The 26167-nt window shown below is 57.5% G+C and carries 23 protein-coding genes; 10 read left to right on the top strand and 13 right to left on the bottom strand.

From position 1 onward, the window contains the following. The first annotated feature begins 138 nt into the window (after positions 1 to 138). The 4 genes from EKD05_RS18605 to EKD05_RS18590 all read left to right on the top strand — a co-directional run bounded on the left by EKD05_RS18605 (position 139) and on the right by EKD05_RS18590 (position 3189). Complete coding sequence (locus EKD05_RS18605; protein WP_129675690.1) at positions 139 to 486, top strand: hypothetical protein; 348 nt, start codon at positions 139 to 141, stop codon at positions 484 to 486. Further along, positions 483 to 914 carry an HNH endonuclease gene (locus EKD05_RS18600; protein ID WP_129675687.1) on the top strand — a complete coding sequence of 144 codons (432 nt, stop codon included), beginning with the start codon at positions 483 to 485 and terminating at the stop codon, positions 912 to 914. The genes EKD05_RS18605 and EKD05_RS18600 overlap by 4 nt, the downstream gene beginning before the upstream one ends. 351 nt (positions 915 to 1265) lie before the next feature. After that, a complete protein-coding gene (locus EKD05_RS18595; RefSeq protein ID WP_129675684.1) occupies positions 1266 to 1631 on the top strand; it encodes an MmcQ/YjbR family DNA-binding protein in 366 nt (121 codons plus the stop codon). Between the two features lie 136 nt (positions 1632 to 1767). Beyond that, positions 1768 to 3189, top strand: a complete 1422-nt coding sequence (locus EKD05_RS18590) for a BCD family MFS transporter (protein WP_129675681.1) — start codon at positions 1768 to 1770, stop codon at positions 3187 to 3189. 143 nt (positions 3190 to 3332) lie between these two features. Here EKD05_RS18590 and EKD05_RS18585 read toward each other — a convergent pair whose 3' ends face one another. The 7 genes from EKD05_RS18585 to EKD05_RS18555 form a co-directional block, all read right to left on the bottom strand. Continuing rightward, positions 3333 to 4622 carry a citrate synthase gene (locus EKD05_RS18585; RefSeq protein ID WP_129675678.1) on the bottom strand — a complete coding sequence of 430 codons (1290 nt, stop codon included), beginning with the start codon at positions 4620 to 4622 and terminating at the stop codon, positions 3333 to 3335. A 109-nt stretch (positions 4623 to 4731) separates the two neighbouring features. Further along, a complete protein-coding gene (locus EKD05_RS18580; protein ID WP_129675675.1) occupies positions 4732 to 6075 on the bottom strand; it encodes a cellulase family glycosylhydrolase in 1344 nt (447 codons plus the stop codon). 263 nt (positions 6076 to 6338) lie between these two features. Next, a complete protein-coding gene (locus tag EKD05_RS18575) occupies positions 6339 to 8222 on the bottom strand; it encodes a protein kinase (protein WP_129675671.1) in 1884 nt (627 codons plus the stop codon). A 422-nt stretch (positions 8223 to 8644) separates the two neighbouring features. Next, positions 8645 to 10018, bottom strand: a complete 1374-nt coding sequence (locus EKD05_RS18570; protein WP_129675667.1) for a S41 family peptidase — start codon at positions 10016 to 10018, stop codon at positions 8645 to 8647. Positions 10019 to 10060: 42 nt separating this feature from the next. After that, on the bottom strand, positions 10061 to 10834 hold the full coding sequence (locus tag EKD05_RS18565) for a 16S rRNA (uracil(1498)-N(3))-methyltransferase (protein WP_129675664.1): 774 nt from the start codon (positions 10832 to 10834) through the stop codon (positions 10061 to 10063). After that, positions 10831 to 11895 carry a type I phosphomannose isomerase catalytic subunit gene (locus EKD05_RS18560; RefSeq protein ID WP_129675661.1) on the bottom strand — a complete coding sequence of 355 codons (1065 nt, stop codon included), beginning with the start codon at positions 11893 to 11895 and terminating at the stop codon, positions 10831 to 10833. Before EKD05_RS18560 ends, EKD05_RS18565 begins: the two co-directional genes overlap by 4 nt. A gap of 234 nt (positions 11896 to 12129) precedes the next feature. After that, on the bottom strand, positions 12130 to 13530 hold the full coding sequence (locus EKD05_RS18555; protein WP_129675658.1) for a VanW family protein: 1401 nt from the start codon (positions 13528 to 13530) through the stop codon (positions 12130 to 12132). 172 nt (positions 13531 to 13702) lie between these two features. Here EKD05_RS18555 and EKD05_RS18550 point away from each other — a divergent pair, with 172 nt between their 5' ends. Together EKD05_RS18550 and EKD05_RS18545 are read left to right on the top strand one after the other, a co-directional pair. Next, positions 13703 to 14593 (top strand): LysR family transcriptional regulator, encoded by an 891-nt coding sequence (locus tag EKD05_RS18550; protein ID WP_129675655.1) that lies wholly within the window; start codon positions 13703 to 13705, stop codon positions 14591 to 14593. A gap of 32 nt (positions 14594 to 14625) precedes the next feature. After that, positions 14626 to 16089, top strand: a complete 1464-nt coding sequence (locus EKD05_RS18545) for an aminotransferase class V-fold PLP-dependent enzyme (RefSeq protein WP_129675652.1) — start codon at positions 14626 to 14628, stop codon at positions 16087 to 16089. A gap of 67 nt (positions 16090 to 16156) precedes the next feature. On the opposite strand, the gene EKD05_RS18540 is transcribed toward EKD05_RS18545, so the two are convergent. Both EKD05_RS18540 and EKD05_RS18535 read right to left on the bottom strand, forming a co-directional pair. Next, complete coding sequence (locus EKD05_RS18540; protein ID WP_129675649.1) at positions 16157 to 16933, bottom strand: hypothetical protein; 777 nt, start codon at positions 16931 to 16933, stop codon at positions 16157 to 16159. A 109-nt stretch (positions 16934 to 17042) separates the two neighbouring features. Then, positions 17043 to 19337: an ATP-dependent helicase gene (locus EKD05_RS18535; protein ID WP_129675646.1), complete on the bottom strand. Its 2295-nt coding sequence runs from the start codon at positions 19335 to 19337 to the stop codon at positions 17043 to 17045. 329 nt (positions 19338 to 19666) lie between these two features. On the opposite strand from EKD05_RS18535, the gene gmd reads away from it, so the two are divergent. Further along, the gene (gene gmd, locus EKD05_RS18530; protein WP_129675643.1) at positions 19667 to 20641 is read left to right on the top strand and encodes a GDP-mannose 4,6-dehydratase; all 975 of its coding nucleotides are present in this window, start codon (positions 19667 to 19669) and stop codon (positions 20639 to 20641) included. 9 nt (positions 20642 to 20650) lie between these two features. Here the strand turns inward: gmd and EKD05_RS18525 are convergent, their stop codons facing one another. Both EKD05_RS18525 and EKD05_RS18520 read right to left on the bottom strand, forming a co-directional pair. Beyond that, the gene (locus EKD05_RS18525; RefSeq protein ID WP_129675641.1) at positions 20651 to 21418 is read right to left on the bottom strand and encodes a class I SAM-dependent methyltransferase; all 768 of its coding nucleotides are present in this window, start codon (positions 21416 to 21418) and stop codon (positions 20651 to 20653) included. A 24-nt stretch (positions 21419 to 21442) separates the two neighbouring features. Continuing rightward, positions 21443 to 21940, bottom strand: a complete 498-nt coding sequence (locus EKD05_RS18520; RefSeq protein WP_129675638.1) for a hypothetical protein — start codon at positions 21938 to 21940, stop codon at positions 21443 to 21445. 433 nt (positions 21941 to 22373) lie between these two features. Here EKD05_RS18520 and fabZ point away from each other — a divergent pair, with 433 nt between their 5' ends. The 3 genes from fabZ (at position 22374) to EKD05_RS18505 (ending at position 24720) form a co-directional block, all read left to right on the top strand. Continuing rightward, positions 22374 to 22799, top strand: a complete 426-nt coding sequence (gene fabZ, locus EKD05_RS18515) for a 3-hydroxyacyl-ACP dehydratase FabZ (protein WP_129675635.1) — start codon at positions 22374 to 22376, stop codon at positions 22797 to 22799. A gap of 74 nt (positions 22800 to 22873) precedes the next feature. Further along, a complete protein-coding gene (gene fabF / locus EKD05_RS18510; protein ID WP_129675632.1) occupies positions 22874 to 24280 on the top strand; it encodes a beta-ketoacyl-ACP synthase II in 1407 nt (468 codons plus the stop codon). Positions 24281 to 24399: 119 nt separating this feature from the next. After that, entirely contained in the window at positions 24400 to 24720 is a 321-nt protein-coding gene (locus tag EKD05_RS18505) for a cupin domain-containing protein (RefSeq protein ID WP_129675629.1), read from the top strand. Positions 24721 to 24942: 222 nt separating this feature from the next. Here EKD05_RS18505 and EKD05_RS18500 read toward each other — a convergent pair whose 3' ends face one another. Beyond that, positions 24943 to 25284: a cupin domain-containing protein gene (locus EKD05_RS18500; protein ID WP_165360801.1), complete on the bottom strand. Its 342-nt coding sequence runs from the start codon at positions 25282 to 25284 to the stop codon at positions 24943 to 24945. Between the two features lie 662 nt (positions 25285 to 25946). After that, the coding region (locus EKD05_RS18495; protein ID WP_165360800.1) for a zinc ribbon domain-containing protein at positions 25947 to 26167 on the bottom strand (221 nt) is incomplete at its 5' end.

Genomic DNA, 26167 nt, shown 5'->3' with positions numbered 1-26167 from the left:
TGGAACCGCACGAGGGTAGGGCGGCACACGTGACGGCTCCCAAGCCCGAGGGCTTGGGAGCCGTCACGTGTGCTATACTGCTCGTCAGGAATAGCGTATGGATCAGAAAAACCTTATGGCGAGGGGGTGGAGGGAAGCATGCCAGTGATCAGCATCGAAATCCCTGATGAATTGTTCGACCGGATGGCTGAGGTGCGCGAGCAACTTCCGGAACTCCTTGCCTTGAGCCTCCACCAGCCTGCGTTACCAGCAGCGACCTATCGCGCCATTGTGGACTTTCTTGCCAGCAACCCCACTGCGGCGGAGGTGGCGGCATTTACCCCACCACCCGTCATCCAGCAACGCTTGCAACTGTTGTTGGAGCGTTCCCAGGCTGGCACCTTAACAACACCCGAAGCGCGTGAACTCGACGAGTTTGCCCGCATCGAACACGTGATGGTCATGCTGAAAGCTGGCAAGCTCACTGCGCTCCCCTCGCGTCCATGAGCAAGACCTATATCACGCAGGCGTTACGTCGTCTGGTTGAGAGTCGCGCCCACGGCCAGTGCGAGTATTGCCTGCTGCCAAGCGAACTGGCTTTTATGCTCCCGCATGAAGTTGACCATGTCATTGCAGTAAAGCACGGTGGTGCTACGCATGAAAACAATCTCGCCTTGACCTGCTGGCGCTGCAATCGCTACAAAGGGTCGGATCTCACTTCGTTTGATCCACTTACGGGTGCGCTCACACCTCTGTTCAACCCACGCCTTGCCTCATGGATAACCCATTTTGGTTTGGTTGAGGCACGTATTGAGGGCAAAACTGCGGAAGGACGTACGACCATCCAGCTCTTGCGTCTGAATGCACCCGACCGCCTCGTTGAGCGCCAGCGTCTGATTATGTTCGGGCGCTTCCCTATGCCAAGTCAGGACTAGACCGCGTCAGTTCGGTGAATTCGCTCTCGTTCTGCTGTTCCGGCAGCACCCCGCCCCGGCTCAGCGTGAGTTGCGCGCCCATGCGCCGCCGGAAGTTCCCGGTGATCATGGCGACGGCATGGTTGAGGAGCTTGCTGTAGACGCGTATGGCGCTCCCGTCTTGGGTCTCGGCGTCGCCAGGCGCTTGCCTCAATCTCGGGCGATGCGAACTGGGTGTGGGTTGGTCTGGCGCGTTTGCCTATCGCGCTCGTGCTGGCGGTGCTGGCCTGGTTTGCTTGAGTTTTGATGCGACACATTGCAGGCTTTTTCGCCAACAATGCGCCTTTTTCTAGCGCAAGATAGGAGGAAACCATGCTGACGTTGCACACCATTCGGGCCGCCCTTGGCGCAAAGCCTGGGGCCGAAGAGACTTTTCCGTTTGATACGGTGACCCTTGTGGTCAAGGTGGGCGGCAAGATGTTTGCCTTGCTGGCCCTGACCGATGATCCGCTTCGCCTCTCGCTGAAGGTTGATCCCGATCATGGCGATCTCCTGCGGGCAACCTTTCCTGCGATCCAGCCCGGTTATCACCTGAACAAGCGTCACTGGATCACGCTCACCCTTGATGGCACGCTTGAAGATGCCCTCGTCTATGAACTGATCGATGAATCTTACCGTCTGGTGGTACGTGGCCTCCCGCGTCGTATGCGGGCCAACCTTGAGGGGGACCAAGGCTGATGCAGTGATGCCAGATCGCAACGATATTTTGTGCTTTATTACATTTATGACGCAAGGGGCGTGTTATAGTTAAGACTGACTGACGTGTCGGTCACGTCGGATGGTGTTGCTTGGGAGAGGTTAAGGAGTTGAGTGTATGACACCAGGTAAGCTCTTGAGGCACCCGCTGCAGGTGATCGGGGCCTGGCTTGCTGCGCGTCCTGGTTTGCAACGCTGGTTGCGCGTTTTGCGCCTGGGGCTGTTTCAGTTTGGGATGGGTGTTTCACTTGCGCCGATTACCGGCACCCTCAATCGGGTGTTGATTGATGAGCTACGTATTCCTGCGGTCGCCGTTGGTTTTTTGATCTCGCTCCACTATTTTGTTTCACCAGCACGAGCGCTGGTCGGCTTTCGTTCGGATGTCGATCGGGCGGCGGGCAATTGGCGTACACCGTACATGGTCTTTGGTGCGCTGCTGACCTATGGCGGTCTCGCAACTGCGCCCTTTTCGTTGATCTTGCTGAGTGGCGATGGTGCGTTGACGTTCCCCGTGGCGATGCTTGTTTGTACGTTGATTTTCCTTGCGTATGGCATCGGGGTCAATGTGGTCGAGACGATCTATCTCGCGACGGTCAGCGATATTACCCCGGCCAATGAGCGCGGTAAAGTGCTTGGGGTGCTCTGGATTATGCTGGTGCTCGGCACGATCTTCAGTTCGATTGTGATGGGTCAGTTACTTATTAATTACAATCATATTGTGCTGATCCAGGTGATGCAGGGTTCGGCGGTCATCTTTATTGCCCTGGCCTTTGTGGCGATGTTTCACCAAGAGCGTCTGAAGCCAAACGGCGACCTTGAGGATGTCCCTGACCCGATTCGTGTCCGCGAGACGCTCGGGCAGTCGTTGCGCCTGCTGGCCCGTCAAGCCCCGCTGCGCAATCTCTTCATTGTGCTCTTTATTGCGACGCTCGGCTTTGCAACCCACGATGTCTTGCTTGAACCGTATGGCGGTCAGGTGCTTGGCATGACCATAACTCAGACAACTCGCCTAACGGCGCTCTGGGGGGTTGGGATGTTGCTGGGCATTATCGGGGCGGCGGTGATGCTCTGGAAGGGGCGTTCACCAGTTTTGCTGATCAGTCTCGGGTGTCTGTTGGGGGCCGGGGGCTTTCTTGCGGTGACGCTAGCAAGCGAAACAGGCCAGGTGAATCTCTTTCGTACGGGCGCAACCCTGATTGGCGCGGGGCGGGGGAGTTTCATTGTTGGTGCGCTGGCGCTGGTGATGGGCCTGGTGGATCGCAATCATGCCGGGCTCTTTATCGGGTTGTGGGGCATCACTCAGGCGCTGGCGCAGGGCTTTGGCACGATTGGCGGGGGGCTTGGGCGCGATATTGTGCAGTACCTGACCGGCAATGTCGCGCTCGGGTACACGGCGGTCTATGCCACCTCACTGAGCCTGCTCGTGCTCTCGATCGCATTGCTGCTGGGGTTGCGCATTGGCAGCCAGGTGCGCAACGGGACGGTACGGTCGCCGTGGGCGGGGTTGGATCAAGCGAACGTGGATCAGATTCTTTTTTAGGGGGTGCCTCCCTCGCGAAGCTTGCTTGCACTGAAAAAGCCAGCTATGCTGGCTTTTTCAGTGCAAGCAAAGATGTCTCGGCGCGGCAGGCACGCAACAACGCCAGCGTATGCTGGCGTTGTTGCGTGGCTATTCGGTTGATCTTATGAGCGCTGGTCGAGGGGGACATAGTCACGGCGGGCTTCGCCGAGGTAGATCTGGCGCGGGCGCATGATCTTCTGCTCGTCGTCTTCGAGCATCTCTTGCCACTGCGCGAGCCAGCCCGAGGCGCGGGGGATCGCGAAGAGGAAGGGGAAGTACTCGATCGGGAAGCGCAAAGCCTGGTAGATAAGGCCGCTGTAGAAGTCAACGTTCGGGTACAATTTGCGTGCGATGAAGTACTCATCCTGCAAGGCGATCCGCTCGAGCTCGACGGCAATTTCGAGCAACGGGTTGCTCTCGGTGGCCTCGAAGACCTCGTAGGCGACCTTGCGGATAATCTTGGCGCGTGGGTCGTAGTTCTTGTAGACGCGGTGGCCGAAGCCCATCAGGCGGCCTTCGCCCTTCTTGACCCGATCAATAAAGTCAGGCACATGCTTTACATTGCCAATGTGCTGCAACATCCGCAGGACAGCCTCGTTGGCCCCGCCGTGCAACGGGCCATAGAGGGCGGCAGCGGCGGCTGAGAGCGAACAGTACGGGTCGACCCGGCTTGAACCGACACCACGCATCGTTGCGGTCGAACAGTTCTGCTCGTGATCGGCGTGCAGAATAAAGAGCACATCTAGTGCTTTGGCGAGCACCGGATTGACCTCATAGTCACGCTGATTCATAAAGTCCATCATATAGAGCAGATTCGCGGTGTAGCTGAGTGAATTGTCGGGGAAGTTGAAGGGGCGCCCGATGCGATGGCGATACGCAAAAGCGGCGACGGTTGGGATCATCCCAAGCATACGCCAGATCTGCTTTTCGCGGACAGCGGGATCATCCACCTCTTTGGCTTCGGGGAAAAGCGTTGACATAGCCGAAACCGAGCTGATCAGGATGCCCATCGGGTGCGCATCATAGCGAAAAGCCTGGATCAGATCGATTAGGTTCTGGTGAATAAAGTTATGTCGGCTGATCCGATATTCCCACCATTTCAGCCGTTCGGCATTGGGCAGTTCGCCATAGATCAAGAGGTAAGCGACTTCAAGGTACGAGCTCTGCTCGGCGAGTTGCTCGATCGGATAGCCGCGATATTCGAGAATGCCCTTGTCACCATCAATATAGGTGATTGTGCTCTTGCAGGCGGCCGTATTCATATAGGCCGGATCGTAGGTCATCATCCCAAAATCTTCGGATGCGACCTTGATTTTCCGCAAGTCAATAGCATTAATGGTGTCGTTTTGAATGGGGATTTCGTACGTCTTGCCTGTGCGATTGTCTGTTACCGTCAGCGTGTCTTTGCTCATTGCAGAAACTCCTCTGTTGCCACGTTGCACACCTGCTTATGCATTGACGAGCGGATAGACGTGCATAAGGCCGGGTGCTACCCAGCCTTATGATACCATATCCCGCCTGTTATGGCATCGCCGAGATTTCGGCAATGGCCTGCTGAATGCCCCAGAAGGCGGGCCGTGGTGACCAGTCGGCATTGACGATGCTGAAGGAGCCCTGTTCGTGCATCGGGTCGCGCCCGGCTTCACGTTGGAGCACAGTAAAGTTGAGGTTCCAGAGGAACATGTTGCTGACCCAGGGGTAGTGTTCGGCAGTGTAACGAATGGCCCCCACGATATAGTCACGCTGGGTCTCGAAGCTAATCTGGTTGCCAAACTCGTACCCTGGGCTCGTATTGGCGGTTGCCCAACCATACTCGGTAATCCAGACCTGGTGATGGCCCATGCCGGCTTCTTCCATCACACGGCGCTGATTTTCGACATGGCGAAAGTAGAAGGAAGGGTCGTCAGTCCAACCTTGGGCCTGGCTGGGGTTTTCGGGGTAGAGCGTTTCGGGTGGATTGGCCGACCCACCGGGATGTAGGGCTTGCACGTCGAAGTAGTCGCGGATCATGCCATCCTTGTAGGTATACATTGCTTGCAGATACGAGAGTGCGTCCATCGCAATCGCAGGATCGTTGGTGGCGGTGGACGCAGGCGCTCCCGCAACAACGATGATGCTCGGGTCAGCGGCTTTGATCGCCGTATACGTGGCGGCCATGATCTCGACAAAATGTCCCGGATCGTCTGGCCCGATGGTGCCCCCATTTTCGTAAGCGAGGTTTTGTTCGTTCCAGATCAAAATCGCGTGGACACGGCCACGGTACCGTTCGGCCAGGGCACCGGCAAAGCGCGCCAGGGTTGTGGGGTCGTCGGGTAAACCGTCGGCCCCATTGCTTGTATACCAGGTTGGCGAACGGGTAATATTGATCATCAAGAGCATGCCGGCATTATTGACATCGGCCACAATGCTATCGAGGTCGCCCCAGAGCAACGCCCCACTCCGGTCTTCGATATCGCGCCAGTGGATCTGCTGGCGAAACCAGCGAAACCCCGCCTCGCGGGCCTTGCTTAGCGTGGTGCGGCGGTCGGTGTAGTAGAGATGCCCGACGACGCCAAAGTTGAGCCTGGTGAGGGTGAGCGGATAGGGCAGATCACCGGGGCCGTTCCGTGGGGTGGGTAGCTGCGGCATAACGACAGGCACAACGGGCGTCGCGACCGTGGCTTCTGGTTCAGCCCTGGTCGTTGTGATGGGGAGCTCAAGTTGAAGCGGTTCAATTGGCTCAGTGGTGCCTGCAATGCGGGCTGTTGGCAGCAGCGTCGTTTCTGATGAACTTCCCCCTGCGGCAGCACCACAGGCCGTCAAGAAGAGAATGAGCGCTGCACAAGGGAGCAAGACCCAGTAGCGGGTAAGGCGACGGCGTTGCATGATCTACCTCGGCTTTGATAAACCCTGACCTCTCGCGGAACACAGGCCATATCAAGCACCTGGCTACTGCGAAGAGAACGATTGCTGAGAGCGAAGCCACTTGAGCTTTGCTCCTGATGCATCCCAAACGGGGGGATGCGGAACTGGAGCAAAGGGGCTAGACAGTTCTACCGTAGCAAACGTAAGCAGGGGTGAGAATTATGTTCAGCTACGCTGAAAAAGGGATGATACGAAACTGCTAGCCCTCAAACCCAGCCAGAGGCTCAAAACAAGGTAAAGATCAGGGTCAACAGCGCAAGCAAGGCGAGCAAGCCAAAGACTGCTGTGAGGATGAGGCGTTCGGGGTTGAGCAGGGTCCAGTCGCCGATCGTCTGGTTTTGTTCGCCAATCAAGTAGAGGCGTTGCGGTTTTTCTTCAAGGAGGCCATCAATTTCGGTGATCATTACACCGTGGACATTCAACTCGCTTGAGACGATACGGGTATCTTGGTCGCCATACTGCGAGGCAGCGTCAATCAAAGCCGCGAGTGGGGCAACACTCTGCCAGTTGCCTTGAAAGAGATCGATGGTGCCGGCAAAGACGGGTTGGCGCTCGGTTTTCAGGGCGACCGGCGGCAAATCTTCGACATCATCGGTCTCTTCCCAGACGCGAAATTCACGTGACCAGAGAAAGACCTGGGTTTCGGTCATTTTGCCGTGACCGTCGCAGGTTGGGCAGGCGATTTTGCCATAGCCCTTGCATTGAGGACACGAGACCTCAATCGTCTCTTCGGTGCGGCTGCGGTCGGGATGCGAAATTTTATTGGTTTTGGTCACCAGGCCCGTGCCGTTGCAGACATTACATGGGATTTTGCCTTCGTGGAGACAGGTTGTGCAGGGGAGAATGCGGATTGAGTGGGGCACGGTGGCTTCGGTGGGGCGGGATTTTCGGTCAGGCTTGACCTCAGGCAGAGGGATTGTCCAGAGATCAGGGATAGCCTGGTTGGAGGGTTGATCATCGGGGGCAAAGGGCCGCACGCGTGGCCGACTCGCTTGCCGGGTCTCGTAACAGATCTTGAGTTCATAAAAATAGACGTTGTAGCTCACAATCTGTTCGAGCTCGATCAGTTGACCGAGGCTGCGGCGGCGAAAGTAGCTATCGCGGCTCCAACTGGTAAGGTGGCGGCGAATCGCATCACGGCGGTGCAACTCGTCGGCGCGTTTGCGTGCGCGGCTCAGAAAAGCGCCAAATTGTTCATTACCAGTCGTTTGGAGGACAGTCTCGACGGGATTATCGAGCCACTCGGCTACCGGTTCCCAGCGCGACTCTTCCATATCAGCGCTGGCTTCATCGACATAACTCCGCAGGGCTTGGCGGAGCGCGAGGGCAGCCGCGCCTGCGGATGGGAAGCGAGTTGCGGGTTGGGCCGCCATCATGCGCTGTACAACGCGATCGGCGGCGACCAGGCCGGGATCGTGCCGTGCGAGGCTAGGTAATTCAGCCCCTGTGGGAATCTCGCCGGTGAGCATATGGTAGATCACGGCCCCCAGGCTATAGACATCAAGGGCTGTACCGGCCTCGCCCTTGCTGAGGCGTTGTTCCGGGGCGGAATAGGGGGTCAGGTAATCGGCCTCGTCAATACTGCTGAGATCGGGGGTATCTGGCCCGGACGCGAGGCTGAGATTGGCAAGATAGGCAACGCCTTCGCTTCCGACAAAAATATTGACTGGCTGCACATCGCGATGAAAGATCGTTTCACCGTGGAGGTAATCAAGGGCAGCGGCAAGCTGCTGCACAATGCGCAACACCCGGATCGGGGGCATTGGCCCTGCTTCGAGCAGCTTGTGCAGCGGTTGCGCATCAAGCTGAGGAGTGACGAGATAATCGCCCAGTTGCTCATCGTGACCAGCATCGATCACCGGAACGAGGCCCGGATGGGTCAGGCGAGCCGCCAGGCGGGCGGCAAGCTGAAAGCGACTCACCGAGATCCAATCATGGCGCCGCAAGACATGCACTTCGACCGGGCGATCCAGCGTCTGATGCGTGGCACGATAAATCGTTGCAAGCTCTTCCTGGCCTTGCAACTCGATCAACGTGTAATTGCGCAGTTCAACAAGCCCTTCGTTGGGACGCTTGTCGGTACGAACTGGCAAGCGGGGAGTGTTCATGGTCGAAGTATACCATACCCAAGATTTTCGCACCGAAAGGCGCGTTTCCGTAAATAATCTCTCACAAAAGGTTGTCATAAATTTCCCCTCAAAAGGAGAAAGTGAGATTATACTGCATCTGGAGCCGAGGTTATCACTCCTTCAAACTGACTTAGATGGATCGGGTTTTGAACCAGATCATGTCCACATTGACCAGGGAGAGCTTCCTGGTTTGCATGTTCCTCATACAATTGGGGCAGTTATCGTCGCCATTCCGTTGCTTGTCCTGATGACGACCAAACCCAGACGGATCTCTCTCGTCACTGCCCTCCCCAGGCAACCCCGTCTTCCTTGGTGATCGAGGCTTCAGAAACGCAGCAAGCGCTGCTCGCTCAAGCGAGCAGCGCTTGCTGCGTTTTGCTGTGAATCGTGCAGGGCACGGCTCATGAGAAGATGGCCGGTGGGCCTCGTTGAGGGAATAGGGTTGTTTGCTCGGAGGGCGGTGGTGGTGTGATGCCTGCGAGGAGTTGGAGGCCCCAGGCGAGTTGGGCGTCGTGACAGGCTGGTGCGCCTTCGTTCGGGCGACGTCCAGCGACGCAGGGTACCATGTACGCCGGATCATCTGAGGCAAGCACTTCGTACTCGGGGGTGATGCCAATGCGATTGATCCGCGAGCGATCAGGGGTGAGCCAGTGGGCAATGGTGATGCGCGCACTGCTGCCGTCACGTAACTGGTGAATGTTCTGAACCGATCCTTTGCCAAAGCTCCGCTCACCAAGCAGCGTTGTGTTGGGACGCTCGTCGCGCAAGGCTCCGGCGACAATTTCGGCGGCGCTGGCTGATGACCCATTGATCAGCACGACCATTGGTGGGTCATACAGCCGTGTATCACTCGCGCCGGGAATGGTGCGGAGTTCTTTGATGACCCCGCCATTTTCTTCTTCATAGAGGGCCACGCCGTTGTAAAAACGGCCCAGGACTTCTTGCGCAGTGCGTAGATAACCACCGGGATTATTCCGCAAATCGAGGATAATACTGGTTGGTTGCTGCGGAATCAATTCGCTTAGTGTATCGTCGAGCAGGGCGGTAGTGGTGGCTTTGAATTCGGTGATCTGGATGTAGGCAACGCCATTGTCAAGCATCTCGCCGTTGACGGTGATGATGGGTACCTCGTCGCGGGTGATCGCCACGTCAAACGGCTCAGGGTCTGGTTCACGCCGCAGCGTCAGGGTTACAAGCGATCCTTTGGGGCCACGAATTTTGTTTGCGGCGAAGCTGGTGGCCTCGCTATCGCTCAGGGTGGCAATTTCTGGGCCGAGCAAGAGCCCATCGACGGCGACAACGACATCTCCTGCTTGCAATCCGGCACGTTCGGCTGGCGAGCCCTTGAAGGGCCGATCGATAATGATCTCGCCCTCTTTGATGCCGAGATAGGCCCCGATACCCTCGAATTTCCCCTGCATTGACTCGCGACTCTGGGCGGCTAGAACGGGTTCTTGAAAGGTTGTATACTCATCATCGAGCGAGCTCAGCATGCCGCGAATCGCGCCATAGACCATCTCTTGCTGGTCGATAGGTTCGGTCTGGTAAAATTCGCCTTCAACCAGATGCCAGACCTGCCAGAAGACCGCAAATTGGTCACGCATATTCGTCGGCGTATCCTGCCGAACCGAGGTTGTCGCGAAACTGGCAAGAAAACTATCGACAAAGGTTGTCCCTGCCAGTCGTGCTGCCGTCCAGCCACTGGCAAAGGCAATGATGGCGACCAGAACGCTCACAATGGAGCCGGCGATCAGCGCGCGCGAGATACGAATCATAAGCTAAACCTCTTGCCGTGTGACGTAAGGGGAAACGATAGATCAGGTGACTGCCGAACGGTTGTCTAGCTCATAGAGCAGGGCTGCGGTTGCGGCAACCGGTGCAGTCTCGGCGCGCAAAATACGCGGGCCAAGTGATACAGGCATGATACCATGGTCAACTGCGGTTGTCAGTTCATCTGGGGTGAGACCGCCTTCGGGTCCACTGAAGAGGGCGAGCGAGGTGGGGCTGGGGCTATTCGTTGTGGTGAGGTACGTGCGAAGTATCGTACGGAGCAACGGCATGCCATCGAATTCGGCGAGCAGGAGGGCGAGGCTCACCTGGTGTACCTGGGTGCAGGCGCTGGCAAAGGTCTGTGGTGGTTCGATGATTGGCAGCACGCCACGGCACGCCTGTTCAGCGGCCTCGCGCACGATGCGTTGCCAGCGTTCGTGTTTGCGCTGGTCAGCCCGCTCACTTGCGAGCGAGCGTGTGCAGAGCACGGGCACAAAGCGTGAGGCCCCTAGTTCAACACATTTTTGCAGCGCCCACTCGAAGCGTTCGGCCCGGATCAGCGGCAGATAGATCGTCAGGTGCAGGTCTGGTTCGCCGGTGGCCTGTTCATGGGCAAGGATGTGACCCACAACCTCTTTGCGGCTCAGGGCGGTCAATTCCAGGGTATAGGCGGTGCCGAGGCCATCAAGGAGCAGGATCTGATCGCCGGGATTGAGGCGCAAGACCCGGCTGAGTTGATGCGCCAGGGCCGGATCTTCCAGGCGCACCAGATCGCTATGCACGGTGGCGGGCTCAACAAAAAAACGAAACGTGTTTTTCACAGTAACTGACGAATGGTAGCGGCAAGTTGCTCGGAGGCATACCCTGCGGTTGTGGCTTGCTGGATGAGTTGCGGCAGATCGGGTACATACGCGTTGAGCACCATCGCGTTGCCGTGCGGCACAAGGTGATAGGTACCAAGGGCTGCCGGTAACACGACCGAGCGCCCACGTTCAAGTTCCAAGGTGGGCGCATTGGTAACCAGTTGCACGTACCCATCGAGCACGGTCAGGATCGCAAAGCTCCCTTGATCAGTCGCAGCGGTGACTGGTTGCGCGAGGTTCCAGCGTTCAAGCGCAAACGAAGGGCAGGCAATCAAGAGATCCCGGTTAGGGGCCAGGCGCAGCGGCGGCACCAAGGCATGGGAGGCCGGGGCAAACTGGCTCACCTGCAGCGCCTGTTCAAGATGGAGCGTCCGAGGTTGACCGGTGTGGGCATCACGGCGGCCATAGTCATAGACCCGATAGGTGAGATCGGACTTCTGCTGAATCTCAAAGAGCAGAATGCCTGCATTGATCGCGTGGATCGTCCCGGCGGGCACAAAAATCACATCACCGGGGGCCACGGCCACATGGGCCATCAGGTGCTCGACGGAACCATCGGCGACCGCGGCGGCAAATTCCTCTCGCGTGCATGGCTTTGTGAGGCCATACGTTACCGTTGCACCCGGGGCGGCATCAATGATATACCATGCCTCGGTCTTACCGTGAAAGCCGGTATGGGCCTCATAGGTATGGGCATACGCATCGTCAGGATGCACCTGGATCGAGAGCCGGTCATTGGCATCAATGAACTTGGCGAGCAGCGGAAAATCGGCCCCATAGCGCTGGAGCGTCCGACTTCCGACCAGATCGCCCTCATACAGGGTAACAAGGTCGGCGAGTGATCTTCCGGCACACGGTTCAGAGTTGACGAGATTTCCCTCAAAGACCTGCCAACTCTCACCGAGGCGTTCTGGGTAGGGTTGGGGCAGATCAAGCCATGGTGCAAGGCGTGTGCCACCCCAGATCGGCTCGACCAGCCTGGGAGTCGTCAATACGGGTCCGAGCGGCGGCTGTTTCACCAGAACCTCATTTCTCCTTTGTAGTCAGTAGTCTGTAACAAAAGTTTCCCGGTAGCGCCGCCGACCACGAATGCTGATAACGAATAAACGAATATGGGCTGCTCCATGCGCTCTTCGTTTCTTCGTGGCCCCCATTCGTGGACGGCTGAGGACGCCAGAAAACTTACGTTACAGACCAGTTAGTCAGACCGCACAGGTCTTCAAGACTCGGGTGGTCTGACGGGCGCTCGCTCCTTAGCGCCTGGGGGCTATCACCTTGACCCCGGATGGCGGGGTAACGCCTGGCCCATAGAGGAAGAAATCTTCCCAGGGCGCATAGCGGGTGACATAGGCATCGGTGCGGGTACGGCCATTGGCCAACGTAATCACCCGGTTCAGCGTCACATCCACCCCGGCGCGTCCCTGCACCATCTGGCGCACGGCACCCTGGGGCAACGATGCATCATACTGCCAGACGGCAACGCCGGGTTGCTTCCAATTGCGTGTAATGGGGGCCTGATGGACGACCTTGCGGCCATCATTAATGCCATAGATCTCGAAGGAGACCTGCGAGGCATTCAGATCGGTAATGCCGACCAAATAGACCGGGCCGGGGCTATCGTTGCGCCAGCGAAAATCGACACTGGGCACAAAGACGGTGGCATCGAAGCCAAGGATATTTTCGTAGAAATTGACAATATGGCTATGGCCGACGCGGCGGGTAATCTGCAAGCCCGCGTACGAGACGGCCCGGAAGAGCGTCGTTGAGACCTGACAGAGGCCGCCGCCGATGACGCGCTCGAGGCGCCCGCCCACGATCGCATAGCCATCCACAAAGCCATTGGCCTCAGAAAAATCGCCAATCGAGTTAAACGAAAACTCGGCCCCGGCCGGCACAATCATGCCATGCACCATCTCGGTGGCCCGACTAACATTGGTCACGCGCTCGTAGGACGAGGCCGCAAAGCCCGTCGTGGCGCGTCCGAGCAATTCAATCGCTCGGACTGGTGCTGTGGCGGCGCGGGCCACCGGATCGCGCTGGAGCAGCATCCGTCCAACGGGGGTCAGGCGCACGGCATCAGGCTCGGTTGCGGTTGCAGGATGATACTCCAAGCGGGCACGTTCAAAGTATTGCACCAGCACCTCGGTACCGGTCACATCGTCTTGCTCGTACAACTCTTCAGAGATCGGATAGCCAAAGACTGGAACCCCACCGTTGCTTTGCCAGAACCAGCGGAAGGCACCCCCGAGCGTATGGCCCGACTCGGGGTAAAAATCGCGTTCAGGATCGGCGCTGCCTGTCATCCATTGAAAAGCAGGATCGGCGCGTCCCTCGCTCACCATTGCCCCGGCACGGGTAAGAGTTACCCTAGCGGCAAGCGGCGCGGTTGGGTTATACTCAAACCGAGCGTACTCGAAATACTGAACCTGACGACCGTCGGCCCCAATGATCAATTCGGTGAGCGGCAGACCGAAGACGGCCACCCCGCCGTAGGTGTCAAAGAATTGCTTGATCTGCATGCCAACATTGTGGCCGGTTTCAGGGAAATAGGTAAAAGCTGTTGCCTGCGGATTGGCTGCTGGTGCAGCCGCCAGGGGCGTACTCGGAAGAAGCAACGCCAATGCCAGGACAATGAGTATGAGGTAGCGGTACATAGCTGTACCTCCATTTCTTATGATGACACGTGAGCGACACGAGTGAGCGTCAAACTGCTTACGATTATAACACGCTCTCGAACTGATCTGCTATACTAAGGCACATTGACGTATCTACGCAACACTGTTTTCTTGAACCACCTCTGGTCGTGATGACCAGGATGAGCAACCTATGGAACTACGACATCTGCGCTACTTTGAAGCAGTAGCTCGTTACTCACACGTGACGCGCGCGGCTGCTGAATTGCATATTGCCCAGCCTGCCTTGAGCAAACAGATTAGCCAGCTCGAGCAAGAACTGGGGGTGGCCCTCTTTGATCGTGTTGGGCGCAATGTGCGCCTGACCGAGGCTGGTGAAGCGCTGTTGCCCCATGCCCGTGCCGTTATGGCTCAGGTTGAGTCGGCTCGGGCCGAAATGGCCGAGCGCGTTGGCTTGCGGCGCGGGCGTGCGTCGGTCGGGACACCACCGACGGTCGGGACACAACTGTTGCCACGGGTGCTCGCGGCTTTTAATCGGCGTTACCCTGGTATCGAGTTGCGGTTGCATGAGGCGGGAGTGCAGACCCTGTTTGATCTGCTGGAAGCTGGCCTGACTGATGTGGGGATTGTGACGCTTCCGGTTGAAGACGAACATCTGACGGTGGTACCGCTCTTTACCGAAGAGATGGTCATTGTTGTGTGCCGTGATCATCCTCTGGCTGCGCAAGGTATGGCGCAAATAGCCGATTTTCAAGATGCTTCGTGGGTGCTCTCGCCTGAAAACTACGAATTGCGTGAGGCGACGTTGACGGCCTGCCAGCAGGCTGGCTTTACCCCGCGGGTTGTCCTTGATGGCGGAGAGACCGATACGCTCTTGCGGTTTGTGGCGGCGGGCATCGGTATTGCGCTTGTACCACGATTGGCCGTGCAAGAGACGAGTGAGGTTATGGTGTTACGGGTCACAGACCAGAAACTCGAACGGACCCTGGGCCTCGTCTGGCGAGGCGACCGGGTTGCCTCGCCAGCGGCGCGCGCACTCCGCGACTTTCTGGTGACCCAGTTGAAGCGTTCGGCTTATGTGTGAGGTAGTGTCTGACCATGCCAAAGGAGAGTTGTATGACTGCCCTCATTGCTGCTGACCTCTATCGCCCCGAGGGCTTCGACGCTGCCCGGGCCGCTTTTTTGCAGCGCAATCCAGCCTATGCAGCGACCTCTCGCCTGCGCGAACTGCGGGCCACCGAATACGCCCGGCTGGATCAGCAGGGGCATATTTACCTGGACTATACCGGAGGAAGCCTTTACGCTGAAGAGCAGGTGCGCCGTCATGCTGACCTGTTACGGCAGCATGTCTTTGGCAACCCTCATTCCGTCAATCCTACTTCGATGGCCTCCACCCGCTTGGTCGACCAGGCCAGAGCCTATGTCTACGACTTCTTCCGGGCCTCGCCTGAGGAGTACGCTGCCATCTTCACCCCCAATGCCAGTGGCGCACTCAAACTGGTGGGTGAGGCCTATCCCTTCTGCGCTGGCGGGCGCTACCTGCTGACCTTTGACAACCACAATTCCGTCAATGGCATCCGCGAGTTTGCCCAGGCCAAGGGCGCAGCGGTGCATTATCTGCCCGTGGTTCCGCCGGATCTGCGCATCAGTCAGGATCGACTGGACGAATTGCTTGACCGGGCGAATCCGGCCTATGCAAACCTCTTTGCCTTTCCAGCCCAGTCCAACTTTTCTGGTGTGCAGCACCCGCTCGATCTGATCGAGCACGCCCAGGCCAAGGGATGGGATGTCTTCGTGGACGCGGCGGCCTTCACGCCCACCAATCGGCTGGATCTGAGCCGTTGGAAACCCGACTTCGTCTCGCTCTCGTTCTACAAGATCTTTGGTTACCCCACCGGGGTAGGCTGCCTGCTGGCCCGGAAGGACGCGCTGAAAAAGCTGCGGCGTCCCTGGTTTGCCGGCGGAACGATCACGATGGCCTCGGTGCAGGGGTGTAGCCATCACTTGGCTGATAGCGAGGCGGCCTATGAGGATGGCACAGTAGATTACCTCAACCTGCCTGCGATCCAGATTGGGCTAGAGTATATTGACAGCATTGGCGTAGATTTGATCCACGACCGGGTCGCTGCACTTACGGGTTGGCTGCTCGAAGAGTTGGCGGCGCTGCGCCACAGCAATGGCTCGCCCCTGGTGCGCATCTATGGGCCGACTGACACTACCAATCGCGGCGGAACGATCGCCTTCAACTTCTACGATCCCGAGGCTGAGTTGATCGATTTCCACATCGTTGAGCAGTTGGCGAATCAGGCCCAGATCTCCCTACGCACAGGCTGCTTCTGCAACCCCGGGGCCGGGGAGGTCGCGCATGGCCTGACCGAGGCCGAGATGCGTGAGGCCTTTCAGGATGAGCAGCGGATGACGCTGGATCAATTCCAGGCGATCCTGCAACAGAAGCACAAAAAGAGCGCCGGTGCCGTGCGCGTCTCGCTGGGCATTGCCAGCAACTTTGCCGATATCTACCACTTTATGGCTTTTGCTGCCAGTTTCCTGGACAAGCGGCTTGGGGAGATGCGGGTGTAAGCCTTTGCCCTGCGTAGGTGGGATGGTGTAGCTTCGTGATGCGGTAGGGGCGGGTGATTCGCCCCTCCTAGCCTCCTAACAACATAGCCACCAGCACCATAGCCAGGCACACAGACGAGAGCAGCAAGCCCATCTTCCACGGATTCATATCGGTATGGAGCCCCCAATTGTAGCCCATAGCGAAAATAATGATAAACGACACAACATTCGAGATGCGAATTGCCAGGATGGTGTTATCGGGGATCAGCAGCAGTGGGAGCAGGGAGGGAAACACGGCGGCGACATATAGCAAGACTGTTGCTACGCCACCAATCAGATCCTCACGCTTTATGCCAATTGCCTGGGGCTCGGCCTGGCTCAGATAGGCACGAATGTCATGATAAAGGGCTTGTCGCTGAGCATCGCTGGTTATCGGCTCAAGGATGAAATCTAGTTCATAGGCAATGGCGGTCGTGGCATCTTGCTCACTCTCACTGGTTTGAACATACTGAAGCAACCGATAGCGCTCGCGCCGTGCGAGACCCTCACCCAGAACATAGAGAACGCCGTCGATGATCCCCCAGGCTGCGACAGCTCCCATGATGGTAAGAAACAGCTCTTGTCCATATCCATTTGCAAAAGAGGTCGAGATGATGCCATGATAGATCAAAATGCCATACGAAAGCGTGAAGAGTAGTGCAAAGAGAATGCTGAAAAAGATGGTGAAGAGTGCATCGATAGGGTCAAGGAACTCACCCAGAACATTGCTCAGGATGGTTTCTTTGGGTGGAGAACCTGCTCTACGGTGTTGCCGATGCCTTTCTCTGAACATAAGGGATCCCTTTTTACATAATGGGCGCATCAAGGTTAGGCTGTAGGGTCTTTCAGAAGACCATACAGCCTGCCCTCTGCATAGCTTCTCAGTGAGCGACCAGGATCGTGTCTGCGGAAACGACGCTGCTCTGAGGATCGGCTTACGCTTCGCTCACCCGTTCAAGACGGGCAAAGCTGGCGAGCAGCCGTCGTTCGCGGTCAGGGAAGCTAACGGTGACCTCTTCGTCGTCCTCCACCAGGCGACTGCTGACAACGACACCTTCGCCAAAGGTCGCGTGGCGAACACGCTGCCCGGCAAAAAAGGAGACTTCCGTTGGGCCGGCAGGCCGTTTTGTCCGGGTGTTTTTGCCACCGGAACGATTGGCTGGGATGACGACAGGCGCGGTCTTCTGGCCTGGCCTGGCAATGCGCTGTTCAGGTTCGCGGTCGAGACCGCTCCGCTTGGTGAACATGCTCGTCTGAGCCGTCGGTTGATTGATTCCGCTGCGCCCGTGCGGCTGTTTCAGCAATTCACGGGGAATGTCGGTGAGGAAACGTGAGCGTGTGCTGAACGTGCTGCGCCCGTACTGCATGCGCTTGAAGGCGTAACAGAGATAGAGGCGTTGCCTGGCACGGGTTATGCCAACATAGAGCAGGCGGCGCTCTTCTTCGATCTGGTCGCGGGTTTCGAGCGAACGGCTATGCGGCAGCAAGCCATCCTCGAGTCCGATCAGAAAAACGACCGGAAATTCAAGGCCTTTGGCCTGATGAAGCGTAATGCAGGTGATCGCATCGGCTTCCGCATCGAAGCGGTCGACGTCGGCCACGAGGGCGACTTCTTCGAGAAAGGTCGGCAACTGAGCTTCGGTTGGCAGATTGAGATATTCGGTGCTCACCGAGCGCAACTCCTCGATATTACGCCAGCGCTCTTCGGCTGCTTCTACGCCATACTCTTGCTCAAGCGCCTGGCGCACCCCAACGCGCTCAAGCACCGTATCCATCAACTCGGTGAGGGGACGTTCTTGCCAGTCACGGCTGAGCTCGTCAATAAGGGCAAGGAACCCAAGCAGCGCACTGGTTGACCGGGCATTCAAAGGTGACGCGATAGTGCCTGTTTCGAGTTCACGCAGCGCCTGAAAGACGGGCACGCCCATCTCCATTGCCCAGCGCATCAACTCGGCCTCGGTGCGCTCGCCAATGCCCCGTCCGGGCCAGTTGAGGATCCGGCTGAAGCTAACACTATCAAAGGGATTGATGATCAGACGCAGATAACCGATGACATCTTTGATCTCTTTGCGGTCATAAAAACGCATGCCGCCAACAATTTGATAGGCCAAGCCACGTCGGATCAGCGCCTCTTCGACGGGGCGGGATTGAGCATTGGTGCGATACATCACCGCGCACCCGCCCGGTGTCACCTCGCCGGCGGCAACCAGGCGGGCAATTTCGTCCACGACAAAACCCGCCTCGGCTTCCTGGTCAAAGCCCTCGTAGAGCGCAACGTCGAGGCCCTGATCGTTGTCGGTCCAGAGGCTTTTGAGGTGGCGCTGCTTATCACCGGCATTGATAATCGCCTGAGCCGTATCAAGAATCGCCTGGGTCGAACGATAATTCTGCTCGAGCAGAATCACCTGGGCCTCGGGATAATCCACTTCAAACGAGCGAATATTGCGCACATCAGCGCCACGGAACTGATAGATCGACTGATCATCATCGCCGACGACAAAGAGGTTGCGGTGGCGCAGCGCGAGTTGGCGCACCAAGAGGTACTGCACCCGATTGGTATCCTGATACTCGTCAACAAGCAGGTGCGTATAGCGATCTTGATAGCGTGCCAGCACCGCGGGATGCTCGTCAAATAGGCGCACTGTTTCGACCAGCAGATCATCAAAATCGAGCGCGTTCGACTCGCGTAGCAGCGCCTGGTAGCGTTCGTAGCAGCGCGTCACAAGCTCACCGAAATAGGTACGATTGAGGCGGGCATACTCCTGAGGCGAGACGAGTTCATTTTTGGCACTCGAAATCTGGCCAAGGATCGCCCTAGGGGGATGCTGTTTCTCATCAAGCTTGAGGTCGCGCAGCACCCGGCGCATCAAGCGAAGTTGATCATCGGCATCGTAGATCGCAAAATCGCGTTCGCGCCCGAGGTGGACAATATCCTTGCGGAGGAACCGCGCACAGAGGCTATGAAAGGTGCCCGCCGAGAGCACCTGCGCCGCATCGGGGCCGATCAACGCATGGAGGCGATCCTTCATCTCGCGGGCGGCCTTATTGGTAAACGTCACCGCCAGGATATGAAACGGATCGACCCCAGCCTCATTGATCAGATAGGCAATGCGATGCGTCAACACCCGTGTCTTGCCGCTGCCCGGCCCGGCCAGCACCAGCACGGGTCCGGCAGTTGCCTCGACGGCCCGTCGTTGTGCGGGATTCAGCCCTTGTGTATGCTTGGACATATCTACCTCATCAACGTCAGGGCTGAAGCCCTTCAACGCAAGGCTTAGGCATGTTTCAGCATTGGGTATGCTTGCTTGACCGTTTGGAGTGCCGACTTCAGTCGGCTTCCAGTTCAGCCGACTGAAGTCGGCACTCCAATTACCGCAAACGGTCAAGCTCGTTTGAAACATGCCTTATGCTGGCGAAAACGGCCAGCATAAGCGAGCTTATTGGGTGCCTTTGGCCCCGCTTCCCCAGAAATGCAAAACGCCAGTAATGTTACACTATAGCACATGATGTTGGGTATACTGATACCGCACGAAGCTTCGTTTGAAAGGAAATGAAAAGCATGGCCAAGAAGCGGGCGTTGATTACAGGCATTACAGGGCAGGATGGCAGTTACCTGGCTGAGCTACTGCTTGAAAAGGGTTATGACGTTGTTGGAATGATCCGGCGTTCGAGCACCGTCAACTTCGAGCGCATTCAACATATTCAGGATCGCATTACCCTCGCCACAGGCGATCTGATGGATGAGATCTCGATGATCAACCTGTTGCGCGAATATCGTCCGAGCGAAGTCTATAACCTCGCCGCCCAGTCATTTGTGCAGACCTCGTGGGCGCAGCCGGTCTTTACTGGTGAGACCACGGCGCTTGGGGTGACGCGGGTGCTTGATGCAGTGCGCCTGGTTGATCCCGAGATCCGATTTTATCAGGCCAGCAGCAGCGAGATGTTTGGTAAAGTCGTCGAGGTGCCGCAGACCGAGACAACGCCCTTTTATCCACGGAGCCCGTACGGTGTTGCGAAAGTCTACGGCCATTGGATCACGGTCAACTATCGCGAGAGCTACAATCTGCACGCGAGCAGTGGCATTCTCTTTAACCACGAAAGCCCCCGGCGTGGCCTCGAATTTGTGACGCGCAAAATTGCTCATGGCGCAGCCCGGATCAAACTCGGCCTCGACCATGAACTGCGCCTGGGCAACCTCGATGCTCGCCGCGACTGGGGCTTTGCCGGGGATTATGTTGAAGCAATGTGGTTGATGCTGCAGCAAGATACGCCTGACGATTATGTTGTGGCAACGGGTGAAACCTATGCGGTACGCGAATTCTGTGAACTGGCATTTGGCGCGGTGGATCTCGATTACCAGAACTATGTAGTCTTGGACGAACGCTTTATGCGCCCTGCCGAAGTCGATCTGCTGATCGGCGATCCCGCGAAAGCGCAGGCGAAACTCGGCTGGAAGCGTAAAGTGAGTTTTCCTGAACTTGTACAAATGATGGTCGAATCAGATGTTCAGATGTTGAAAAATCTGATGCGTTAACGACGTATGCTAGGCTTCGCGGGCCGGACTCGCCACCGCAATAAGGCGCGGGCTGCCTGTGGCGTACTCATCGAGCTCATACGAGCCATAGATGTGGCGAACCACAAAACCGGCCCGGGCCAGCAGGTGTTCGAGTTCAAAGCGATACAACCAGCGCATTGTGAACTGCATCGTGCGTCGTGTCACCTGACCCTGTAGATCGGTTTCATCGTAGAGGTAGGTGACGCGACTCACTTGCGACGCATAGTCGCTATCAATGGCGACAAACTTCTGCACATAACGGCCATCGAGGTGATAGGCACGGTCAAGGACAAGCCGGTTATCTTCGCGGATGATCTCGGCAGGATCGGGGCTAAAGAGATCGAGGATCAGCAGGCCGCGCCGGGTTAGCGCCTTGCGCATCGTATTCAGGCAGGCAAGTTGGTCGCCGACCCGTTCGAGGTGCATAAACGAATTGATCGCGATGAAAGCCAGGCTAAAATGGTTGGTGGGCACATGAACATCACGGACATCGCCTTGGATCAGGGTTGTCTGGGCGGTCAATTCGGCCTCGGCGAGTTGTTCGCGGGCAAGGTCAAGCATCGCGGCTGAACTATCGACGCCAGTGATCGTATAGCCGGCTTCGGCAAGCGGCACCAGCACACGACCGGTGCCACACATCAACTCGAGCAGGGGCCCCCCCGTGCGGCGGGCGAACTCGTGATACAGGGCCACATCATCGCGGTATTCACGAAAATCGGCATCGTAGTAGCGGGCAAAGGGGTCATAGGACTGCATAGATCCACCATACACTGATTGTTGTTACGGAATGGCTGGCGCAACAAGGAAAAGCAACAAAAAGACGCCCCCCATAAGGACAAGGCCAACAATGCCAATGACCAGCACCCGGGGATCAATAATTGGCTCGAACTGAGGCGGCTTTAAGCGTGGGGGCGCACCAGTGGGCAAACGTGCCTGCGGCAAGCCACTGTGGGGCGCAGCGGGAAAGGGTGACGATGCCGACGTCGGTGGAACCGAAATCGTCGGCCCATTGGCCGCGCCGCGCCGCGGTTGACCGGTTGGCATTGGTGGCATCCCGGTGCCAGGGGGTTGCTCCTTATTTGTCTCTTGGATCATGGAACTGACAATGCTCACCAGCACGCCAAGCCCAACCAGAACCCCGATCAGCATCGGTGTTGTAATAGCGAAACCAGTGACCTGTGAAAGCCACTGGGCGACAGGCGGAAGAAAACGCGAGCCGAAGATGACAAGGAGGAAAATCAACCAACCGATCCAACCACCACCACTACGTTGTTGCATTCTATTACCTCACACAGCGTGTGTTCTACATCATCATATCAACTAGTTCCCTTCTATTCTAGCATGGAGATCTAGTAGGGACTCAACCGACGTATGGTCGGTAACAAAAGTTTGCTTCTATCAACGGGGCTTCGGCAGGCTTAGGCTTCGGCAGGCCCAGGCTTCGTCCGTACGCAACGCCCATCGTCCGCCGTTGGCTGAGCTTGTCGAAGCCAAGCCCTAGAGCAGAAAACGTAGGTTACACACTACTTATTAGTGTGTGAATGAAGTTTTCTGGCGTCGTTAGCCGACCACGAATGGGGGTCACGAATAAACGAATACCGCACAGAGCCGCCCATATTCGTTTATTCGTTATCAATATTCGTGGTCGGTGGTGCTACCGGGACATATAGTTGACCGACGACGAAACACGATATAGAAAGGATCAAGACCTGTGTTAACAATCCAAGAGATTATGGCGATTTTGCCGCATCGGTACCCGTTCCTCTTGCTTGACCGGGTGAGCGAGCTTGAGGCCGGGGTACGCGCAGTGGGCGAGAAGTTGGTCACGGTCAATGAGCCGCAGTTTCAAGGCCACTTCCCCGAGAATCCGGTGATGCCCGGGGTGTTGATTGTCGAGGCGCTGGCGCAGACTGGTGCCGTGGCGGTGATGAGTCTGCCGGCCTACGCTGATAAACTGGTGCTCTTTGCAGGAATTGATGATTGTCGCTTCAAGCGGGTGGTGCGCCCCGGCGATCATCTGCGCCTCGAAGTGACCCTTGACAAGCTGCGTCGTGGCATTGGCAAAGGCCGAGGGCGGGCCACTGTTGACGGCGAATTGGCGTGCGAGGCGGGCCTGCTCTTTGCCGTGACGGGGTAAGCCCTCGCGTTGCAGGCTCTCGTGCAGCGTGGTATCATACTCGAACGTTTCCGCGTATAGGCCAGGACTTGACTATGGCGCAGATGTCAGCGAATCGGCGAGCGGCCCTGCGTGCCGAGTTGCTCAGTCTGGTGCGTTCGACGGCGTCCACTGACCTTGAGGCCCGGATTGATGAATTGCTGGCCGAGGTGCTTGAGGATGCGCCAATCACCGCCCCTTTGCCGCTCGGGCTGGATGAAGAGGATGAAGACCGCCGGATTGTTGTGACTGGGATGGGCGTTGTTTCGCCTTTCGGGATCGGGTTGGCTCCTTTTTGGAAGGGCTTGAGTAGTGGGCAGAGTGCGGTAACGCGCATTACCCACTTTGATGCGAGCCAGTTCCCGTGCCAGATTGCCGCCCAGGTGCCCAATTTCGTGCCGCAGGTCTTTATGGATGCGAAAGAGGCCCGGCGTATTTCGCGTTCCAGTCAGTTAGCCGTTGCCGCAGCGCATATGGCGGTCACAGCGGCAAATCTGCGCATTGACCCGGCGGCCAGTGAGGAGATTGGTACGCTGATTGGTTGCGGTACCAGTTCGATGCAAGAGATCGAGCAGGCTTCGGCGACGCTGCTGCAACGCGGTGGGATGAAGATTAGTCCCTTTTTCATTGCGTCGGCGCTGCCGCATATGCCCTCGAGTCAGGTTGCGATCCAGCTCGGGTTGCGTGGCTATACGTCGGCGGTCTGTACGGCCTGTGCCGCTGGCGCCCAGGCCATCGGTGAGGCAGCCGAGGTGATCCGGCGGGGTGACGCCGAGATTATGCTGGCTGGTGGGGCCGAAGCCCCGATTTCAGCGCTCACGGTTGGTGCGTTTGCGGTGATCCGGGCGTTGACCACCCAGGGCAACGATGATCCGACGCATGCCTCGCGCCCCTTTGATGCGCACCGTGATGGCTTCGTGCTCGGCGAGGGCGCCGCTGTGCTGGTGCTCGAACGCATGTCGAGTGCGCGCCGCCGGGGTGCCCATATTCAGGCTGAGTTGCTTGGCTATGGGGCCAGTTCCGATGCTTACCACGTCACTGCCCCTGACCCCAATGGCTATGGGGCGGTGCGGGCGATGCGTCGCGCCTTGCACAACGCCCGCCTTGATCCCCAGCAGATCGACTATATCAATGCTCACGCGACCGCTACGCCTGCCGGTGACCTGGCCGAAACGCGGGCGATCAAGCAGGTCTTTGGGGAGTATGCCGGCAATGTGCCGATCAGCGCGAATAAGTCAATGATTGGGCACCTCACCGGGGCGGCTGGTGCCGTCGAAGCCGTTGCGACGATCTTGACGTTGCAGAACAGCCTGATCCCACCGACGCTCAACCTTGACCAGCCCGATGAAGAGTGCGACCTTGACTATGTACCCGGCACCGCTCGTCCGGCGCACCTGCAGGTTGCGATGTCCAATTCGTTTGGCTTTGGTGGCGTCAATGCCGTGTTGATCTTTAAGCGCTAGGGCTCATACTAATCCTATGCTTGTGGTGGCGCACACAGCCAGCTTTGCTGGCTGTGTGCGCCACCACAAGCGAGATCCGTGAGAGCCGTAGGCTCCGATATTGCTACCGGAGGCAGCGTATGAATGCAACCAGTTTTCAGGATCTCGCCGCTCAGGTGACGATCCCCACCGATGGCACGATCAGCCGGACGATCTACCAGGATACGCATCTCAAGGCGGTGCTTTTTGGTTTTGCGGCGGGGCAAGAACTCTCGGAGCATACGGCCTCGATGGCTGCCATGCTCCATATTGTTGAGGGTTCGGCAACGTTGACGCTTGGCACCGAGGTGCTTGAGGCCGGCCCCAATACCTGGGTGCATATGCCGGCCCAGTTGCCGCACAGCATTGTTGCCAAGACGCCCGTCGTGATGCTGCTGCTCTTGCTCAAGGGGGCGATGTGAGTGGTCTGTGAAGTGAGTTTTCTGGTAGCGCCGCCGACCACGAAGAACACTCACGAATATACGAAGACAGGCTTTGTGACGCAATTATTCGTTGCTTCGTGGCCCCAATTCGTTATCGCAACGTGCGTTGTGCCTGCGCCTGCCTTAGACCTCACAGGTCTTGAAGACCTGTGAGGTCTGACGAACGCTCACCCTCTACTAAGCGCACCCAGGGTTTGCGCCTCAACGCGGCAAGAGCGCCCCGCGTTGGCGGTGGGCCATCAGATAGGCGAGCGGCCCACGCAGGCAGCGGATCGCACGGCGGGCCCCGCGAGGGATCACCAGTGCAAGGCCAGGCTCGAGGGCAAGCCGCTGATCATCCAGTTGCAGTTCACCAGAGCCCTCAAAGACCACCAGGAGCACATCGAGTTCGTCATTGCGATGCTCGGGAATGCCTGCCCCGGTCATCAAACGCATCAGATTCACATTCAACTGCTCGCAATTCAGGCTCCAGATCGCCCCATCATAGGCAGCGTGGCGCAACGCCTCGGCCACATCAACCATATATTCAGGATCAAAGCTCATCAGGGATTCTCGCATCTTTCAGTGTGCGGATCGAATACGGGTAGGGCTGAGGCAACGTCATCCCGATAGTCCGCAGATTACGCAGATGACGCAGATTAGGGCGTCCGCAGATGACGCAGATGCGGACGCTATCGAACCCTACTCGGACGTTGCATCAGTACACGATGCGCCTGTCGGCGTACCACCACGAAGGAAAACGGGGGGCGTGGGGGAACGTGGTTCCCCCATTTTCAGCGTAGCACACGATGAAGGAAAACGGGGGCGTGAGGGAACGTGGTTGCCCCATGTTCAGCCAGGGCACACAAGCCCTGGTTGCTTTGATTGTATGGTATGGTAGGGTGAGCGGCAAGGATCGGCATCACGCAATAAGGGCCTGGGGAATAGCAGTTGCTGGTAACAAGCTACCGGCAACTGTTATAGATATTCCCACCACTTCACGTCGCTTTTTGGGGCAAGTGGTTACACTCTTGTGCCGGGAGTATGGTATAGTCTGGCTATCACAGACCTTGTTCATGTACAGATGAATTAAGGAGTGATATATCTACCGCAATCGTGTAAGATGATGCGTAAAAGATAGTATTTGAATACTTTACGTGTCTATGTGACGGCTCCCAGGGCTAAAGCACCTGGGCTTCAGAGTGTGCCGCCCCACACTCATCAAGCTACGATCTAAGATACTGGAGGCCCCGATGCAGGATGTTGCGTGCCGCATTATGATCCCTATCCATCACCAGCCCGCAGTTCGGGCAGGAATGGGTGCGGTCGCGCAGCGTCTTCTTCACGAGTTCACCGCAGGACGAACACATCTGCGAGGTGTATGCGGGGTCGACCAGTACGACCGTCCGCCCAGCTTCTTCCGCTTTGACGCACGTCATACTGACAA

It is taken from the genome of Candidatus Chloroploca sp. Khr17 (assembly GCF_004138165.1).
GTDB lineage: Bacteria > Chloroflexota > Chloroflexia > Chloroflexales > Chloroflexaceae > Chloroploca.
The sequence above is the reverse complement of the archived record's forward strand: the minus strand, read 5'-3'. Positions and strand labels throughout refer to the sequence as shown.

Coding starts and splice junctions, on each gene's coding strand:
- EKD05_RS18580 (WP_129675675.1), bottom strand. CDS start 6,075: ATGCAACGCCGTCGCCTTACCCGCTACTGGGTCTTGCTCCCTTGTGCA.
- EKD05_RS18585 (WP_129675678.1), bottom strand. CDS start 4,622: ATGAGCAAAGACACGCTGACGGTAACAGACAATCGCACAGGCAAGACG.
- EKD05_RS18600 (WP_129675687.1), top strand. CDS start 483: ATGAGCAAGACCTATATCACGCAGGCGTTACGTCGTCTGGTTGAGAGT.
- EKD05_RS18535 (WP_129675646.1), bottom strand. CDS start 19,337: ATGTCCAAGCATACACAAGGGCTGAATCCCGCACAACGACGGGCCGTC.
- fabF (WP_129675632.1), top strand. CDS start 22,874: ATGGCGCAGATGTCAGCGAATCGGCGAGCGGCCCTGCGTGCCGAGTTG.
- EKD05_RS18595 (WP_129675684.1), top strand. CDS start 1,266: ATGCTGACGTTGCACACCATTCGGGCCGCCCTTGGCGCAAAGCCTGGG.
- EKD05_RS18545 (WP_129675652.1), top strand. CDS start 14,626: ATGACTGCCCTCATTGCTGCTGACCTCTATCGCCCCGAGGGCTTCGAC.
- EKD05_RS18550 (WP_129675655.1), top strand. CDS start 13,703: ATGGAACTACGACATCTGCGCTACTTTGAAGCAGTAGCTCGTTACTCA.
- EKD05_RS18520 (WP_129675638.1), bottom strand. CDS start 21,940: ATGCAACAACGTAGTGGTGGTGGTTGGATCGGTTGGTTGATTTTCCTC.
- EKD05_RS18505 (WP_129675629.1), top strand. CDS start 24,400: ATGAATGCAACCAGTTTTCAGGATCTCGCCGCTCAGGTGACGATCCCC.
- EKD05_RS18500 (WP_165360801.1), bottom strand. CDS start 25,284: ATGAGCTTTGATCCTGAATATATGGTTGATGTGGCCGAGGCGTTGCGC.
- gmd (WP_129675643.1), top strand. CDS start 19,667: ATGGCCAAGAAGCGGGCGTTGATTACAGGCATTACAGGGCAGGATGGC.
- EKD05_RS18605 (WP_129675690.1), top strand. CDS start 139: ATGCCAGTGATCAGCATCGAAATCCCTGATGAATTGTTCGACCGGATG.
- EKD05_RS18570 (WP_129675667.1), bottom strand. CDS start 10,018: ATGATTCGTATCTCGCGCGCGCTGATCGCCGGCTCCATTGTGAGCGTT.
- EKD05_RS18590 (WP_129675681.1), top strand. CDS start 1,768: ATGACACCAGGTAAGCTCTTGAGGCACCCGCTGCAGGTGATCGGGGCC.
- EKD05_RS18575 (WP_129675671.1), bottom strand. CDS start 8,222: ATGAACACTCCCCGCTTGCCAGTTCGTACCGACAAGCGTCCCAACGAA.
- EKD05_RS18555 (WP_129675658.1), bottom strand. CDS start 13,530: ATGTACCGCTACCTCATACTCATTGTCCTGGCATTGGCGTTGCTTCTT.
- EKD05_RS18525 (WP_129675641.1), bottom strand. CDS start 21,418: ATGCAGTCCTATGACCCCTTTGCCCGCTACTACGATGCCGATTTTCGT.